Origin of the sequence: Nonomuraea aridisoli (genome assembly GCF_003236395.1) — a bacterium.
Lineage (GTDB): Bacteria > Actinomycetota > Actinomycetes > Streptosporangiales > Streptosporangiaceae > Nonomuraea > Nonomuraea aridisoli.
Genome location: NZ_POUD01000564.1, coordinates 1 through 1,325, shown reverse-complemented (window position 1 = coordinate 1,325; position 1,325 = coordinate 1). Strand labels below are relative to the sequence as shown.

The following is a 1,325-nucleotide window of genomic DNA, read 5'->3' as shown; positions in this document are numbered from 1 at the left end:
ACCAGCCGGGTTCAGACCAGCCCGGACCAGCATCACGCGAGCGGAGTTCTTGTCCCTGCCGGACACCGCTCCACAGGCGATGCAGGTGTAGGTACGTTCGCAAAGAGGAAGTGCGTGCTTGGTTCTCGCTCCGCACGTTGCACAGTCCATGGTGGTGTGCGCCGGATGCACCAAGCGGACGTCCCGCCCGTGCTTGCGGCCCATCTCGATCAGGGCCGCCTTGGTGGCTCCGATGGCGGCGTCGGCGGCCTTGCGGGCCATGGTGGACTTGGCCAGGAACTTCGGCCGGAAGTCCTCCACCGCGATCACATCGTGATCACGCACGACCTTCTTCGCCCACTTGCGGGCGGTGTCCTGCCGCTGCCGGACGACCTTCTTGTGCTCCATGGCGGCCTGCCGCCTGGCTTTCCGGTAGCCCTTGGATGCGGCCTGTCCGGGCCGGGGTTTGCGGCGGGCCATCATCCGCTGGTAGCGCCTCAGCCGCTGCGCGGCTTTCTTGCCGTGCTCGGGGTGGGGCAGGTCATGGGCGTCGCTGGTGGTGGTGGCGGTCTCCTTCACGCCCCAGTCCACTCCGATCACCTTGCCGGTCTGCGGCAGCGGTTCGCTCTGGGCGGGGACGACGAACGAGCAGTACCAGCGGCCGAGGCTGTCGCGGTAGACGCGGACACTGGACGGGTCCGCGGGCGGCTCACGCGACCACACCACGGTCACGGCGATGCCTCCGGCCAGGTGCAGGCGGCCGTCTTTCAGCCGGAATCCGCGCCGGGTGTAGTTCAGCGTGGGGTCGGCCTGGTCCTTCTTCTTGAAGCGGGGCATCCCCGCCCGCCGCTTCATGGGCAGGCGGGCCTTGATGTCGTCGATCGCTTTGGCGCGGGACCTGGCGAAGTCACGGATGATCTGCTGCTGCGGGACGCTGCCGCCTGCTCGCAGCCACTGGTGTTCGGCGCGCCAGCCGGTCAGCATCTTGTCGAGGTGAGCCGGCCCGCATTCCTGCCTGGCCTTGTGGGCGGCGCGGGAGGTGGCGACGCACTGGTTCCACACCCAGCGGCAGCGGTCCCACTCGGCCAGCAGGAGCGTGAGTGCGGTGGACGACACGCGAAGCCGGTAGGTGTACCGGGCATGCCCGGCATTAACCTCCCGTGGTGTTGTCATTACGTGATGTTACTGCTGAGCCGGTGGCATGGCAGGCGAAGTGCGCATCACTCTCCAACCCTTCGCCGACCTTCATGCGTGGCCGGCCGGTCAGGCCACGTCCGCCCGGCGATCCCTCAACTCCGAAATCGTCTACCGCTTGGCGACCGAGCGCGAGTCCGCCGAGACAGACG

1 protein-coding gene is annotated in these 1,325 nt (G+C 68.1%); it reads right to left on the bottom strand.

All coding sequences use genetic code 11. From position 1 onward, the window contains the following. On the bottom strand, positions 1 to 1,152 hold a 1,152-nt coding region (locus C1J01_RS48080; RefSeq protein WP_111185822.1), incomplete at its 3' end, for an RNA-guided endonuclease InsQ/TnpB family protein. Positions 1,153 to 1,325 lie beyond the last annotated feature (173 nt).